General features: G+C 43.3%; 15 protein-coding genes and 1 riboswitch. Of the genes, 11 read left to right on the forward strand and 4 right to left on the reverse strand.

Annotation, left to right across the window (positions count from 1 at the left end):
* Positions 1-23 precede the first annotated feature (23 nt).
* Positions 24-1,493: a M48 family metalloprotease gene (locus L5L77_RS11760; RefSeq protein ID WP_168823942.1), complete on the reverse strand. Its 1,470-nt coding sequence runs from the start codon at positions 1,491-1,493 to the stop codon at positions 24-26.
* Positions 1,494-1,604: 111 nt separating this feature from the next.
* On the opposite strand from L5L77_RS11760, the gene L5L77_RS11765 reads away from it, so the two are divergent.
* From L5L77_RS11765 to cctA, 3 genes are all read left to right on the forward strand, one after another.
* The gene (locus tag L5L77_RS11765; protein WP_028760309.1) at positions 1,605-1,838 is read left to right on the forward strand and encodes a sulfurtransferase TusA family protein; all 234 of its coding nucleotides are present in this window, start codon (positions 1,605-1,607) and stop codon (positions 1,836-1,838) included.
* Between the two features lie 224 nt (positions 1,839-2,062).
* Complete coding sequence (locus L5L77_RS11770; protein WP_131523891.1) at positions 2,063-3,145, forward strand: AI-2E family transporter; 1,083 nt, start codon at positions 2,063-2,065, stop codon at positions 3,143-3,145.
* Between the two features lie 512 nt (positions 3,146-3,657).
* The gene (cctA, locus tag L5L77_RS11775; RefSeq protein WP_105252823.1) at positions 3,658-4,008 is read left to right on the forward strand and encodes a tetraheme c-type cytochrome CctA; all 351 of its coding nucleotides are present in this window, start codon (positions 3,658-3,660) and stop codon (positions 4,006-4,008) included.
* 98 nt (positions 4,009-4,106) lie between these two features.
* On the opposite strand, the gene L5L77_RS11780 is transcribed toward cctA, so the two are convergent.
* Positions 4,107-4,853 (reverse strand): cytochrome b/b6 domain-containing protein, encoded by a 747-nt coding sequence (locus L5L77_RS11780; protein ID WP_105252822.1) that lies wholly within the window; start codon positions 4,851-4,853, stop codon positions 4,107-4,109.
* 297 nt (positions 4,854-5,150) lie between these two features.
* On the opposite strand from L5L77_RS11780, the gene L5L77_RS11785 reads away from it, so the two are divergent.
* Entirely contained in the window at positions 5,151-5,786 is a 636-nt protein-coding gene (locus L5L77_RS11785; RefSeq protein ID WP_028760305.1) for a LuxR C-terminal-related transcriptional regulator, read from the forward strand.
* Positions 5,787-5,903: 117 nt separating this feature from the next.
* Here the strand turns inward: L5L77_RS11785 and L5L77_RS11790 are convergent, their stop codons facing one another.
* The gene (locus tag L5L77_RS11790) at positions 5,904-7,670 is read right to left on the reverse strand and encodes a M61 family metallopeptidase (RefSeq protein WP_263222761.1); all 1,767 of its coding nucleotides are present in this window, start codon (positions 7,668-7,670) and stop codon (positions 5,904-5,906) included.
* Between the two features lie 406 nt (positions 7,671-8,076).
* Here L5L77_RS11790 and hinT point away from each other — a divergent pair, with 406 nt between their 5' ends.
* From hinT to tsgA, 6 genes are all read left to right on the forward strand, one after another.
* Entirely contained in the window at positions 8,077-8,433 is a 357-nt protein-coding gene (gene hinT / locus L5L77_RS11795; protein WP_006081303.1) for a purine nucleoside phosphoramidase, read from the forward strand.
* Complete coding sequence (locus L5L77_RS11800) at positions 8,430-8,957, forward strand: PaaI family thioesterase (RefSeq protein ID WP_028760303.1); 528 nt, start codon at positions 8,430-8,432, stop codon at positions 8,955-8,957. Before hinT ends, L5L77_RS11800 begins: the two co-directional genes overlap by 4 nt.
* A complete protein-coding gene (locus L5L77_RS11805; RefSeq protein WP_168823948.1) occupies positions 8,944-9,441 on the forward strand; it encodes a PaaI family thioesterase in 498 nt (165 codons plus the stop codon). The genes L5L77_RS11800 and L5L77_RS11805 overlap by 14 nt, the downstream gene beginning before the upstream one ends.
* Before the next feature lie 168 nt (positions 9,442-9,609).
* Positions 9,610-10,005, forward strand: a complete 396-nt coding sequence (locus L5L77_RS11810; protein ID WP_028760301.1) for a YcfL family protein — start codon at positions 9,610-9,612, stop codon at positions 10,003-10,005.
* A 300-nt stretch (positions 10,006-10,305) separates the two neighbouring features.
* Positions 10,306-11,010, forward strand: a complete 705-nt coding sequence (gene deoD, locus L5L77_RS11815) for a purine-nucleoside phosphorylase (protein WP_012196924.1) — start codon at positions 10,306-10,308, stop codon at positions 11,008-11,010.
* Between the two features lie 50 nt (positions 11,011-11,060).
* Positions 11,061-12,236: an MFS transporter TsgA gene (gene tsgA, locus L5L77_RS11820; RefSeq protein ID WP_263222764.1), complete on the forward strand. Its 1,176-nt coding sequence runs from the start codon at positions 11,061-11,063 to the stop codon at positions 12,234-12,236.
* 67 nt (positions 12,237-12,303) lie between these two features.
* Here tsgA and L5L77_RS11825 read toward each other — a convergent pair whose 3' ends face one another.
* Positions 12,304-12,984, reverse strand: coding sequence for a Crp/Fnr family transcriptional regulator (locus tag L5L77_RS11825; RefSeq protein WP_012196926.1), 681 nt, complete (start codon positions 12,982-12,984; stop codon positions 12,304-12,306).
* 197 nt (positions 12,985-13,181) lie between these two features.
* A riboswitch (TPP riboswitch) is annotated at positions 13,182-13,320 on the forward strand.
* Between the two features lie 54 nt (positions 13,321-13,374).
* Between L5L77_RS11825 and L5L77_RS11830 the strand changes: the two genes are divergently transcribed.
* On the forward strand, positions 13,375-15,594 hold the full coding sequence (locus tag L5L77_RS11830; RefSeq protein WP_263222766.1) for a TonB-dependent receptor: 2,220 nt from the start codon (positions 13,375-13,377) through the stop codon (positions 15,592-15,594).
* Positions 15,595-15,647: the final 53 nt, after the last annotated feature.

Here is a 15,647-nt window from a genome sequence, read left to right on the forward strand (position 1 = left end):
TAATCTATTTGTAAAACAACTTATTACTTAAGCGCATCCATCTCTTTATCAGCCATTTTAAACTGGCGAATACGTGCTTCAATACGTGCAAGCTGTAATGGATTATTTTCGGATGCACGGTAGGCAAAGTTAAGTTGATCGATTGCGCCCTTATAATTAGCACCTAAGGCCATCAGCTCTGCGGTGGAAAAATATTCCAATGCTTGATTGCCGGTTTTTTTATACACCATAGTCAACAATTGATAGGGCAGTTCATTTTGTTTATCGAGGAAAATCATATCTTCCAGCAAAGGGATTGCTTTGGGGGCTTGATCGGCTTCGATATATATATTGGCTAAGTTGGCATTGATCACTTGAGACGTTGGTTTCATTTTACGCTGGGCTTCGAGCATAGTAATCGCTTTTGCATAGTCCTTACGTTCGATCAGTAAATCAGATTTAGTGTCTATATAAAACAGGTTGTTATCATCGATTTTTAACAGCTCATCGACGATTTTTTCTGATTCATTAAACTTCTTCAATCTATATAAAGCCAGCGCTTTGCCATAAAGTGCCGCCTCTTTGAAGCTATAGGTCTGTTTGTTGAGCTGCCGATCAAACATGCTTAATACTGCTTCGTCGCTATAGCTGGAAAAACGGACTTGAATACGGGCTTTTGCTAGCTGAAAATTAAGATTATCAGGGATATAACGTTTAGGGTATTGCTCGGCACGGTTACGGGCTTCAGTGATCCGCGATTCAGGCAATGGGTGAGTTAATAACATTTGTGGTGGTGTTGTGGTAAAGCGATAACGACTGGCTAATTTACCAAAGAAATCCGCTGCAGCATTAGGATTAAAGCCTGCATCCACTAGAATTTGCATTCCGATGCGATCGGCTTCCTTTTCATGCAAACGGGTGTAGTTGATTTTCGATTGTGTTGCCATAGCTTGGGTTGTCGCAAGCGCCGCCATACCTGCTTGTGGTACCGCAATAGTTAACAAAATGGCGCCGAGTAAACCGGCAATTGTTGCAGGATTACTTTTTTGCTGTGCTTCAAGGGATCGGGCAAGGTGACGTTGAGTAACGTGAGTCACTTCATGGCCTAATACTGAAGCGAGTTCGCTTTCATTGTCGGCATTGAGAAATAAGCCTGTGTGCACGGCAACATGGCCGCCAAAGAAGGCGAAGGCGTTGATTTCATCATTTTGTAATAGGAAAAAATAAAACGGCGTTTTTACGCCTGTGGCATGGGCGACCAGTTTATTGCCAAGCTCGGTAAGATATTGACTCAACACGGGGTCATTTAGCATAGGTGCCGATGAGCGAATGATGCGCATATAAGCATCACCGTAAACCATTTCTTTTTCAAGGCTGAAGGTGTTAACTGCGGCAGTACCTAAATCCGGTAAGTCATTGTTGGCAAAGCTTTTGGCGGCGAAGGTTAGCAGCATCAAGGAGAGTGCGCCTGCAACAAAAGGTTTGAATCGAGTCAAAAAAGTCAAGTTACGCAAGCGGATCCTTTTATTTCTAATTATCTCAACTAAAGGCAGATACTGCACTTAGCTTGTAGTTTGAGGTGCAACTTAGGATAATGGCCCAAGTTCGTCTATAGCAAGTTCATTATGATTTTTATTGATTTAACGCTCTTTCGTTGTCCAGTACCCTTAGTGAAAGTGAAGCTTGCATTAAAGCCAATGCGAGAGGGTGAGCAGTTGCATATCTTACTCTCAGACTCTGGTTCGCGGCGAGATGTTCCCCAATATTTAAAAAAACAAGGGCATGTCGTGCAAGAGTTGCGTAATGATGCAAGTCTGTTAGCCTTGATGGTCACCAAAGTTGATCTATCTCAGGGATAAATTGAGGATTTTTATGTTTAAATCCTCTTAGACTAGCATCAAGCGCCTCATTCTGAGCCAGAGTGCCGCTCAGGCTAGGTTGTTTACTCTTGTCAGTATTTTTTTGATTTAGCTGATGTGTAGAAGCGAAAGTCTAACTGAGTAAAGTCTCGAATAACATCATGATAAATAAACTTTCCTGAGCGTTTGGGAAGCCTCGCCAACCATCACTATTGGAATGATCCATGTTTACTGTTTTTTCTCGTTGGTATCAAGAGCGCTTTAGTGATCCACAAGCTGTGACCTTAATGGCTATTCTTGTCGGGCTCGCGCTAGTGATTTATTTTGCGGCAGGTTTACTTGCTCCGCTGTTGGTCGCTCTTGTGTTGGCATTTCTATTGGAATGGCCTGTGGCGCAAATGCTTAAATTGGGGATTAATCGCACCGCTGGTGCGTCCTTGGTTATTGTGTTGTTTTTGGGAATAGTGGTTTTACTGACATTTGGCTTAATTCCGAGTGTGTGGCGTCAAGGTGTTAGCTTAATTGCCGACTTGCCTAGCATGATAGATAAAGGCCTGCTGACAATACAAACGCTGATCAATCAATATCCACGATTTATCAATCCAGAGCAGTTAGATCTGATGGTTGGTGAGCTTAAAAAACTGCTCGATACTCAACATGTGTTGGATATTGCTAAGCAATTAATCGGTTATTCAGCTTCTTTACTCGTCTTGATGGTGTACGCGATTTTAGTGCCCTTACTGGTATTTTTCTTTTTAAAAGATAAAGATCAACTGATTAGCGGCAGTAAGCGATTTTTTCCCGCAAATCGCCAGTTAGCGCGTAAAGTGTGGTTTGAAATGCACCAACAGATTTTTAATTACATTCGTGGCAAAGTGATTGAAATCGTGGTTGTTGGCGTTGCAACTTATATTTTGTTTGCCTTGATGGGACTGCGATATTCGGCGTTGCTTGGTGTGTTAACGGGGTTATCGGTATTGATCCCTTATGTCGGTGCAACCTTAGTTACATTACCTATCACCCTAGTGGCATTTTTTCAGTGGGGCTTTAGTTCTGAATTTGGCTATTTAATGTTGGGTTACGGTATTATTCAGGCGCTCGACGGTAATTTACTCGTGCCTATTTTATTCTCCGATGCGGTGGATTTACATCCGGTGATCATCATAGCGGCCGTTTTAGTCTTTGGCGGTTTATGGGGTGTATGGGGAGTATTCTTTGCCATTCCATTAGCATCGTTGGTCAAAGCCGTGATTAACGCTTGGCCTAAAACAGAGCTTGAGGCTGACAATAAACTTGATGCGAGTTGATGCCTACCTGTCTAATAGCTATTTGTATCATTGGTTATAGTGGGCGAGTTAACCGTTATCGCTCATTCTCCTTCTGGCATTTGAATTAAGTGCCAGAGGCGTTTTGGTTGAATGTTGTGCCTTCACTATTTAAAGCATCCTCGTCTAGTACTCTGTACCCATTCACTTATTGTCATTCCTTTTTATTATCACTTTGTCTTAAGTATCACCATGAATCGAGCTTTTAGTTTTAGATTAAGGGGGATTTATTCTATCGCTTGCCAGTTTAGGGATTTACATTATGTAGCCTCTAGGTTAGGTAGATGTAAAACTCTTATATAAGCATGTGGTTACATGATGCAGCGCACATTTTACCCTTGAGTATGTTGATAAAGTTGTGTCGCTTAGTTTGGGTTTGCTTATTCGTTCATCCTTAGCTAAGTTATATCGAGTCGTGCTATTTATTTTGGTTGAGAGATGGAAGTCACCCTGACAAGAATTTCCACTGACAATCGCCATTGGAGGATACTATTGTGAGCAAAAAACTATTAAGTGCGCTTTTCGGGGCAAGTCTTGCAGCGTTAGCGCTGTCGCCAACCGCATTTGCTGCAGATCAAAAATTGTCTGATTTCCATGCTGAGTCGGGTGGATGCGAAAGCTGTCATAAAGATGGTACACCTTCTGCGGATGGTGCCTTTGAATTTGCACAGTGCCAAAGTTGTCATGGTACCTATGCTGAAATGGACGCTGTGCATAAGCCACATGACGGTAATTTAGTCTGTGCAGATTGTCATGCGGTACATGATATGAATGTCGGTCAAAAACCTACCTGTGAAAGTTGCCATGATGATGGTCGTACCCCTGCAACTGTTCTGAAAAAATAATCTCAAAAATACGTTTAGAAAAGTTGGTATATACCTTCATGTCTAAATAAATAACGCCAGCGAATAGCTGGCGTTATTTTTATGACTAAAGTCACTCATTACTCATCTTTGGGTTGGCCTTGGATGATTTTTTTACCCGAAAACATGGCTGAAATAATCCCTGGTTGACGTTTTACTTCAGTATAAATCACCGCGAATACATGTAATAACATCAGCAGTAACAACACATAAACCGCATAGACGTGCACTTGACCTGCCAATCCTTTCATTGGTTTAAGTGCATCCGCTTTTTCTGCGTTCACACCCGTTGCATCATAGGGTTTTAAGCTTGTTGGTTCGACATTGGTATCAGCAAGATAACTTTGTACAGCACTACCTAGCGGCGGATAATAAATATCTGTACCTGCACGCAAAAGTCCAGTGATCATTATGGTCACTAATAGCAACATGATGGCCAGCACGGCAAATTTACCTTTAGGGTTATGACCTAAATACTGCGGATTTTTCCCCGCGGCTAATTCAGTCTTATAAGCTATTAATTCGCTTTTGCTATTAGCATTGGGAAACATGTGGCTGAAACGCGCATATTTGTTACCGATAAAACCCCACACAAGGCGGACGATGAGGTTTATTGCAAACGCATATCCTATGCACACGTGTAAAGTTTTCAAGCCAATTTTACCTGTTAACTCAGATATGCCTAGCTCAGTGCGATACATCATGATGCCACCGACTAAGATGAGTGCGAGCACAAGAATGACATTAATCCAATGAAATAATCGTGTCGGTTTGTCCCACACAGGATAGGATTTTATTTCAAAAGCGGTGGGGTTACTGCTGGACATGGAATTTCCTTATTTTTTGTGTTGGTATGATCTTACGCTTTTATCCTAAAATTTCAGTAATTTTTTTCAGTTTCAATTAAGACTTCTGATTGATAGTGTAGTCAACGAAAGTGTTAGAAGTTTTTGATTTGCGTACGGTAAATATTTTTTACGTAAGTCTTTTTAATCTGTTTTATCTAATGCTAATATCGTGACCACGGTAGACTTGGAAGTCTATTGAACGGATGTTGAAGTCGTATTTGGAGGATCTTAGATCCTTAAAGTGAATAATCGTTAACCAGACAGGGAGTGAGCAGGATGTTCAAAATATTACATTGGATTGTAGTGTCACGATCGCAAGTATTGATGGAATTGCTCGCAGGACGTTGGCCGCAGGAGTTTCTCGTTAAGTTGACCCAAGTCAGCCCTGATGAGATGTGTGAGAAAATCAAAGATAATAATGCCTCCATGGTCGTGATCGATTTAGCGACTGTTGATCTTCAAAAAGCCCACCAATTTCAGCGTTTACTTGCCCGTGAGCAACCGAGTGTGCGAGTTGTCTATTTACAGTTCCCTAAACAAGTGGATGCTCGTTTCTTAATGCAAGCTGCCACAACTGCAGGGGTGTTTTATCTCGATGCAGGTTTAACTGAGATAAGCCTAGGACTCTCGAATATTTTACGAGGTCATAGGGTCATCCCAATACAGCTCATTAACGGGGTAAATGATGATTTTGGGTTGTTCGAAGACACTGAACCGTTAACTATCCGTGAGCGTGAAGTATTACAAGCATTGTTGACGGGAAGTACTAATTTAGATATCGCCAATCAGTTGTTTGTCAGTGAAAGCACGATAAAAACCCATTTGTACCGAGTATTCCGTAAAATTGGAGTGTCTAGCCGTGGTCAAGCGATTGCGTGGGCACAAACCTATTTGCACGATGTGGTGGTTTAAGTCGATATCAGTATTGATATACAAACGGATATACGTTTAAGTTAAGTCTTATGTCAGATAAAAGGGGCTAATGCCCCTTTTATTATTTCTCAAAAGTGTTCTTAAGCCGAAAGTCTATTAACGTCCAAGCCAAGCCGCTATTTTGCTTTTGTCACGAATGGATAGGGCGACAGTATCCTTAGGCGCGGCAGTTATCATCAATTCACCCGTCATCAATTCATCCCGTCTAAACCAATGTAAATTCAACGATTCACCCAGCGGATACTGCTGTAGCTGCGCCTCAAATTGTCCTGTGACTTGTAGGTTATCCGCGGCAATTAACACATCACCTGCACTTAACCCTGCAAGGTGTGCAGGGCTGCCTTGGGTGACAGTCACGATTTTTAATCCTATAGGTGCTGCTTGGGTTTTCGCGCCGAATGCAATCTCATAACCTTTCGCTTGCCCACCGCCCACATCTTGCGCACCTTGACTGGATCGAAGACTCAAGTTGACCCCAAATTCGGCGAGTAAAGCCGCTAACGGAATATCGTCAGTGCTATCTAAGTAGGCAAACAGATCTTGGCAATCACGACCAAGGAGTCGTTCCACGATGGCTTGATGGCAAGTATCTGTGGTGCCTTTATCTTGCAGAGCATATTCCTGCCATAAAATCTGCATAACATGGTCGAGATTGTATTTGCCCTGGGTTTCGCTGCGCAGGGTTAAATCTAAATACAGCGCAAACAGAGCCCCTTTAGTGTAATAACTGATGATGGCATTTTGTGCGTTTTCATCTTGCTTGTAGAACTTAGTCCAAGCATTAAAGCTTGAGTCCTTAACACTTTGTTTAAAGCGCCCCTGGCTGCGATAGACACGGGTGAAGGTATCACTCAGCATATCTAAATAGTTTTGTTCATCTACCAGACCTGCACGATAGGTAAGAAAGTCATCGTAATAGGAGGTGATGCCTTCATAGGCCCATAATTGTGGCGTATAGGTTTCGGCCTCAAGTTTATAGGGTAAAAAGCATTCAGGCTTAATGCGCTTAACGTTCCAGCTGTGGAAATACTCGTGGCTGCACAGGGATAAATAAGTGCGATAGTCATTATTGATTGGCATATCTAGCGACAGTGGTAAGTCTTTGCGTGAACACATTAATGCAGTAGAAGCTCTGTGCTCTAAACCGCCAAAGCCATTGTCTAATACTGTGGTCATAAACAAATAACGCTTAAACGGTGCAGGCGTACCAAAGAAGTTAATCTGATACTCACAAATGGCCTTTAAATCTTGGCAGAGCCTTGGCATGCAAGCACGGTGGCGACCATTGAGTACGATATCATGCCGCACGCCACAGGCATCAAAACTCCCTAAGGTGAATAAGCCCATTTCCACCGGATGATCGATGAGCTCGTCATAGCTTTTAGCTGAAAATTGGCCGAAGGCAAAATCGTCACCATTGGTGCGAGTCATGCTGGTAGCAAGGCGCCAGTCACTTAATGTTGGCTCTGTTGGTGGCTCTATAGAGACGGTGTGTAAAGAGTCTTCGAAACCATGGGCGGATAAAAACACGCTACTGCCATTAAAGAAGCCGTGGGTCGTGTCCAAATGCGCGGTGCGCACCGACAGATCCCAAGCATACACTTGATAAGTCAGAATAATTTCGCTGCTATTATTGTCAACCGACCAAGTTTGCTTATCTAGTTGGGTGAGCTTAAGCGTTTGGCCTTGTGCATCTTGTGCCTTGAGTTCAATGATATTTTTGGCAAAGTCGCGCACCATATAACTGCCTGGCAGCCAAGCGGGTAGGCTAAAGACCTGCACTGGCTTGGGTTGTGATAATGTCATAGTGACAGCGAATAAATGGGCTTTCGGATCGACGGGGATTATCTGGTAATGGATCATATTTATCCTGCAAAACCTGAGTGTTTTAATGGTGGCCATGCTGCCAAAAATGCCTGCAACTGGCAAATGAAAAGCAAAATATCTGCAGACACAAAGTATTGAATTGTTAATATACCCAAGCAACCTGAAGATACGAGTTCAGAGCGCCTAGGGTGCTTCAATTCAAGGCGCATCAATGACAGAATGTCGGCCACCTTTTGAATTGATGCAACACGGGAGTGGAGTACCCTAGACGCTCCGTCCCGGCGGGTTTTAACGCACTTTATGCTGTGTTGGTTATTTTTAACTTAGCCCACTAGGTCCGCAAATAACCGCCTTGCCTAAAGTGCGTTAAACTCCCGCTGAATCATGCATCTTCAAGTTGTTTGGGTATATACTATGCCAACTAACCCAAGGAGGACGCCCCATGGCCGAAGAAACGATTTTCAGCAAAATTATTCGTCGCGAAATTCCCGCGGATATTCTGTATCAAGATGAACTTGTGACTGCCTTTAGAGACATTTCCCCTAAGGCGCCAACTCATATTTTGATTGTGCCGAATCACTTGATCCCAACGGCTAACGACATGAAAGCCTCTGATGAGCCCGTGCTTGGCCGTATGATGACAGTTGCGGCGAAATTGGCGGCGGAAGCGGGTATCGCTAAAGATGGCTACCGACTGATCATGAACTGCAATCAACATGGTGGACAAGAAGTCTATCACATTCATTTCCACCTTGTGGGCGGGGAGCCTCTGGGGCCCATGTTGAGCCAAGGAAAATGAAGGTCAATTCGGATTTTTTCCCGCTGACCCAAATGGCGCAGCGGTTTGTGGATCAACTCGCTCAGTGTCGCCGTCTCGGTTTAACCGTATTGGAGGCGAGTGAGCACCATGTGTTGATTGAGTTGCCCTACAGCACTGAATTAATTGGGTATCCCGATACGGGCGTTATCCATGGTGGGGTGATCACTACTTTAATGGATACCGCGTGTGGTAGTGCAGTCGTGAGCGCTATTTTCCATAAATTCAAATTATTAGAAATATCACCTACGCTCGATTTACGGGTGGACTACATGAAGCCCGCTCAGCCCCATAAGCCAGTGTTTGGATTTGCGGAATGCTACAAGTTGTCTTCTAATATTGCCTTTACCCGTGCAATTGCTTACCAAGACAGTATCGACGATCCCATCGCCCATGCCGTCGGCTCTTTTATGCGGATAAGCCCTGAAATGGTCGGTGATGCCTTTAGGCAAGCGTTAATGGGTGAAGCCGTGCCTGCGATAGGAGAGAGTGATGAGCGCAAATAATTCGATACTAGATGCAGCCAGTACAACTCAAAACGCACAGGTTAAAGCGCCTATTGATGTGCAAGGGATAGTTAAACGCGCCACTGAACTTAATGATTTTGGCCATTTACTTGAGCACGTTCCCTATGCCAAATTTATTGGCATGAAGGTGGAGCGTTTTGGTGATGAACTGATTTTTAAATTGCCCGCTAAAGACGACAATATCGGTAATCCTGTGTTGCCCGCTATTCATGGTGGCGTGATTGCGGGCTTTATGGAAATGTCAGCGATAGTGCAGTTAATGGTATTTATGCAAACGGCAAAGGTGCCTAAAGTCGTTGATTTTTCAATCGACTATTTACGTGCAGGTCTGCACAAGGATAGTTTTGCTGAGTGTCGTATTACCCGTCAGGGTCGACGAGTCGCCAACGTGAATATTGATTGTTGGCAAACCAATCGTAAGCAGCTTATTGCTACGGCACGGGCACATTTTTTGATTGATTAATCTGATTAAGTTTAGATTGATGAAGCATGACTGATTCACTATTTTAGATTGAGAATGCTTTATTTAGCCTATGTTATTAAGCATGAGTTCAGCACAGTTCGATTAGTTTGTCGTTTAATGGGAAATGATGCGCTAGCTGCGTATTTTGTGGCGTGACTAGGAGAATATATGAAACAAGTTTATACAGGGTTATTACTGGCCGCAGCGCTTACCTTAGGTGCTTGTGCCTCACATACCGCAGGGATTTCAGTGAGTTCACTGGGTGAAACCCGCGTCGATAATTCCAGCTTTGCCCGAGATATTGCGGTACAGAGTGTGGATGCACGCCGAGTCGGTGATTTAGTGCAGGGCTCTGCGTTGATTGTTAGTAAATCCTCGTCCGATATGCGTGTGCAATATAAATTCACTTGGTACGATGCCAGCGGCTTTACTATCGAAGATGAAGCGACCAGCTGGAAATCGGTGAAATTACACGGCAAACAGCAATTGCAAGTCGGCGCCGTAGCACCTAATGCCCAAGTGGTTAAATTTGATGTATACGTGCGTGAAACCTTTTCAAACTAAGCTTGAGTTTGCTTCTGTTTAGTTTATTCCGTGTTTAATTGATTTTTTGATATTAAACCCGTTCTAAAAAGGCTTACTTCTTTTAAGGAGTAAGCCTTTTTATTCGTTTTACATCAACGTTCAATGACCTTAAGGTCACTCAAATGTTATTAGCTTTCGTCTTTTTGACCTTGAAAGTTGCGATAAATTACCCATTTTTAAGCAAAAAGGTTTACGGCAAGATGAAATCCGGACTTTAGTCCTAAATACATTCAGTGATTGAGCACTACTATCAGCATATTACCACATGAGGATAGAAAGATGACTGCTCATATTAATGCTCAACCTACTGATTTTGCTGAAACTGTTATTATGCCGGGTGATCCACTACGTGCTAAATATATCGCTGAAACCTATCTCACCGATGCCGTAGAAGTCACGAATGTTCGCAATATGCTTGGTTACACGGGCTTTTACCAAGGACAGCGCATTTCCGTTATGGGTCATGGTATGGGGATTTCATCTATGGTGCTCTATGGCCATGAGCTGATTAATTATTTTGGCGTGAAACGCATTATTCGTATTGGCAGTTTAGGTGCAACACAAAAACATGTACAAATGCGAGATGTCATTTTAGCCCAAGCCGCAGGCACGGATTCACCTACTAACGCTAAGCGTAGTAGCGGCTACCAAATGGCAACTTCTGCGACCTTTTCTTTATTGCATAAAGCCTATACAACAGCGAATGAGAAAGGCATTAGTGTAAAAGTTGGCAATATCTTTAGTGGTGATCTTTATTACGATCCCGATGAAGATATGATCCCCGCACTTGAACGTTTTGGGGTATTAGGTATTGATATGGAAGTGGCGGGGCTTTATGGATTGTCACACCAACAAGGTATCGAATCATTAGCCATTTTAACGGTATCGGATCATTGTTTAACCGGTGAAGAAACAACGGCCGAAGAACGCCAACTCTCTTTTAATAATATGATCGAGCTCGCGTTAGAAACCGCCCTCAATTAGGTTTAAAGCCATCCTTTGAACCCTTAGCATTTCACTTATGGAATGACATAATGAATAATAAAATTACTTTAACAGCCATCAGTTTTCTCGCCAATTTTATTATGGCGGGCTTTGCGACCCAATTTGGGATGTTGATTGAACCCATAGCTGAGAAATTTGCCGCTAATGTTAACGAAGTTGCATCAATCTTTTCATTGCTCAATGGTGGTGCACTCGCGGGGACGATTGCAGCATTTTTATTTATTGAAAAAATGGGTATCAAAAGAATGACCTTGATAAGTTACAGTCTGGTTGCTCTTTCTGCTCTGGCTTTACATCTAACCAATTCCCTACAAGTTGTGATGGTAGCAATGACCTTAATTGGTTTTTGTGGCGGTATCGGTTTATGTATTGCTGGTACGATTGTGGTGTCTGTGTGGCAAGAGAAATTACAAAGCACAATGTTAGTGGTGCAAGATGCGACGTTTAATATTGCAGGCGTTATTTTTCCATTGATAACGACTTATGCATTAACAAGTTCACTATCATGGAGTTATAGCTATTTAGCCGTAGGTTTAGTGGCGTTCGGTACAGTCATTATTACCTTGTTCACTCATTTCTCTATTTGCGAGCAATCTTCTACAACACAAGAGAAACAACAGTCTGAATGGAATCTCGGTATTATTAGTGGGGGTATTGGTTTATTTTTAGGAATGCAGGCTTTATATACTTTTTTAACTTGGGCACCTTTATTTGTAAAACAAAAATTTGATATCCCGTTTGAAGATGCCGGTAATATTATTACCCAGTATTGGTCCGCTGCGCTAATTGGGGCGTTAATTTCGACTGTGATTGTGACTCGTGTAAAAATTCACCATTTCTTAGTCGGTATTATTGCTTTAGCTATGGTGATCACCGCTGCCATTGTCAGTACCAATAATCTTAATTGGATAGCTTATTTAACCTATGGTTATGGTTTTGTGTGTGCCGCGCTTTATAATGCATTTATTGCTTATGGCGTGTCTTTTGTAAAAAAAGCCAGCAGCAAAAATGTGTCATATATACTTATTAGCGGAAGTGCAGGGGCGATGTTTAGCCCAGCCATCAGTTCTTTCTTTGAACGTATTATCGGATTACAAACTGTGATGTATGTGATTCCTTTGCTTTACGCAGCGATATTTATGCTATTGATCGTTTCAAGTCGGATGAAATCGGCTATGGAACAACACTCGCCATCGGTAAGTTAATTTACCTGTGCATCCATCCCACACTCGGTTGTTAAATTAAGTCGAGTGTGGGTTATGTTGAAAGCGGTTATATACCTGCTTCAACAAATTTCTTGAGTGCGTTGAGATCACAAATCCGAATGCCATCTTTTTTCCGCTCAATTAAGCCTCGTTCCTCAAGATTTTGTAGCGCCCGACGGTAGACTCGGTCGGTAGTGCCAAATCGTTCAGCCTCTAAATAGCGTTTACTAAAGCCATCTACGGGCAAGTCATTTAAGTATTCATGGTAAATATCAAATGCCACATTATAACTGATGGGATAGAGCAGTCGCCGAGTAAAAATATCCACTGTGTCTTGGTAGTCAATCGCAATTGCACTGGCGAAGAATAGCGCGAGTTGAGGGTGCTGACCGAGGCAATGTTGCAGTTTTTCAGCGCTAATCAACATGATTTCTAAGGGTTCACTGGCAATAATGTCTAGTTGACAGTGGTACTGGGTGAAGAACTCCATTTCGCCAAACAGTTGTGAATCACAATCAATAGTACCTAATTGAAAACACCGACCATTTCTCGCGGTATGGCCGAGTGATACGCGACCTTGCTTCACCAATACAAGTGATGCCATCGCTTCCCCCTGCGTCATGAGGTGAGCGCCTTTTTTGAGCATTTTTATTTCGCTGATGCAGCTAAGTACAACCGCTTCAATAAGTGGATAGTCTTGCTCCCATCGCTGGCTATAACGTCCTTTCGATAAAGGTTTTAGCTGCATCGACTATGATCCTCTTACTGTGTTCGAAATTGCGACCTTCTATAGCATTATCATGATAGGCGGTCAAATGGACGAAAGGATTTAGGCTGATACTAAAGACATTTTCATCATACGAAGTGAAGGGCAGTGGTTTTCGCGACATTTAATTGAATCGCAGAGATAAGAGTGCCCACTTTTTATTTCCGTCATGTATACTAGGCGCCGCCAAGGGGTGTTTGTTGTGCATTAATGTTACTCTGATTTTAACGTTGACGGCTGCAAACTGAGATGTCATCTGACGAACCCTTAGAACCTGATCCGGCTAATACCGGCGTAGGAATGGGCCAATCAACAGCACACTTCTGAATCGCTTATTCGTTGCCGGATCTCAAACATTATATTTGAGGTCCTATGTCAAACCGTAAAACGTCAAACCATCAATCTCCATTTTCAACCGTATCGCCAAGCTTATTTTTAGCCCGAGCGCCGCTGGCGTTAGCCATCGCCGCAGCGCTGAGCACCCCTGTTTTTGCACAAACTGATGCTATCGATAAACCCGAGCCCAACCCTGAGATGGAAGTCATGGTGGTGACGGCGGATTTTCGCAGTTCAAGCTTAGAAAAAATGCCCTCCAGCATTACCGTTATCGACAGTCAAAAAATTCAAGATGAAAGTGCGCAACACTTTGAAGATCTGCTTAATTCTATCGCCAATTTTAACTGGTCAGGTGGAAGCTCTCGGCCGAAATATTTTCAAATTCGCGGTGTAGGGGAACAGGAACAATACCAAGGCGCACCTAATTCTTCCGTGGGTTACATCATAGATGATATCGATTTATCCGGTATTGGTATGGTGTCGAGCATGTACGATTTACAGCAGGTCGAAGTGCTTCGTGGACCGCAGGGGACGCGTTACGGCGCGAATGCCTTAGCGGGATTGATTTATCTGAAGAGTAACGATCCAACTGATGTGTTTGAGCATGGCGGCGAAGTGTCGTTAGGCGATGATAATTTACGCACTTTTAGCGGGTTTAGCTCGGGCCCATTAACGGATTCTGGCAAGCTGCTTTATCGTGTGTCAATGCAGCAGCACCAGCAAAATGGTTACCACGATAACCTGTATTTAGACCGTGATGATACCAATGGTCGCGATGAATTCAGCGGCCGCGCTAAGCTGCGCTGGTATGCGACAGATGATTTGCAGTTTGATTTAACTGTGCTGCATGCCGATTTTGATAATGGCTATGATGTGTGGAGTTTAACCAATTCACCAACCCAGACAACATCGGATCAACCGGGTGTTGATAGCCAACGCACCACAGGTGCGGGTTTTAAAGCGACCTATTCTGGTGCAGAAAACTTCGAATTAACTTCGTTAACCTCTTTTGCGAATACCGATCACCATTACAGTTACGATGGCGATTGGGCTAACTCAGAATATTGGGCCTCTAAGCAATGCAATGATGACAATGGCAATCTGGCGCCGTGTCAATACGATTATTTTTGGGATAAAACGGGTCAGCGTAAAACCGCGTCGCAAGAGTTTCGCCTAAGTTCTACCGAGCAGGGCCGTATTTTTGCAGAGAGTACTGATTGGTTGCTTGGTGTGTATGCCATGAATCTGAAAGAAGATAACCAATTGTATTCTGAGTACAATACTTCGCTAGATGAAGTCTTAGACTCAGAGTATGAGGCGACAAACTATGCACTGTTTGGCCAGCTTGATACGGATTTGGGCTCAAATTATGCTTTATCTGTGGGGCTACGTTTAGAGCGCCGCAACAGCCATTACTCTGATACGAATAACGATAATTTCGACCCGAGCGAAACCATGTGGGGTGGTCATATTGCTGTGAGTAAAGTGCTGAACGACTCACACAATGCTTATGTCCGAGTCGCACGCGGCTACAAGGCGGGCGGTTTCAACATGACTTTGCCCGTCGAATTGAACGATAAAAAAGAGTTTAGTACTGAGACGCTCTATAACTATGAAATCGGCCTTAAATCCCATTGGTTAGCGGGACTTATCGATACTAATTTGGCGCTGTTCTATATGGACAGACAAGATCAACAGGTGGCTGCATCACAGCAAGATCCCGATAAACCACAGCGTTTTATCTTGTTCACTGAAAATGCAGGCAGTTCGAATAACTATGGCGCTGAGTTAGATGCAACCTGGTATGCCACGGATAATCTGCAAGTTTACTCAAGCTTAGGTTGGTTAGAAACGGCCTACGGTGACTATCAGTATCAGGACAAATATGGCACTGAGGTGGATTTAACTGGCCGCGATCTAGCCCATTCTCCACATGTTACCTACAGCCTTGGCGGGACTTATCGTGCTAATTCGGGTTGGTTTGCTAACCTGAATCTTAGCGGTAAGAGTGAATTCTATTATTCAGACAGCAATGAATCCCGCTCTGAACCCTACACTATCGTCAATGCCCGCGTGGGTTATGAGGCGAGCGCCTGGTCGGCATATTTATGGGGACGCAATCTGTTTAATGAAGAATACGGTGTGCGTGGCTTCTATTTTGGCAATGAGCCAGATAACGGTTGGGCGGAAAAGCAATATATTCGTTACGGCGATCCGCGTCAGATTGGCGTAACCTTTAACGTTAAGTTTATGTAATAGCTCATTTTAAAATGAGCATAATTATTTAAGTGTTAACTGAACTGTAGCCC

It is taken from the genome of Shewanella sp. SM29, assembly GCF_025654245.1.
In the GTDB taxonomy this organism is placed as follows: domain Bacteria; phylum Pseudomonadota; class Gammaproteobacteria; order Enterobacterales; family Shewanellaceae; genus Shewanella; species Shewanella oncorhynchi.